The 244-nt window shown below is 67.2% G+C and carries 1 pseudogene; it reads right to left on the reverse strand.

What is annotated here, in order from left to right:
• Positions 1-12: 12 nt before the first annotated feature.
• A pseudogene (locus tag OH705_RS28375) lies at positions 13-244 on the reverse strand (hypothetical protein); the annotation flags it as partial.

The following is a 244-nucleotide window of genomic DNA, read 5'->3' on the forward strand; positions in this document are numbered from 1 at the left end:
ATGCGCGTTTCGCTACGCTACACGGTGATCCTCATCGGACCAGTCGATCGCAGGCTGCGGGAACTCGGACTTAAGGATCTCGAGCAACGCCAACGCCTCTATCGCGCCTCGCATGCGCACGGCCTTCTGCCTGCACTTGGCGCTGCAGTACTTCCGCGGTCGGCCGGTGGCGGCGATGGCCACCGGCGCGCTGCACACCTCGCACCGCGGGCACGGTTCCTGCAGCTCGTGCGCGTGCTCGCTC

Source organism: Pseudomonas sp. BJa3 (assembly GCF_026343815.1).
GTDB lineage: Bacteria > Pseudomonadota > Gammaproteobacteria > Pseudomonadales > Pseudomonadaceae > Aquipseudomonas > Aquipseudomonas soli.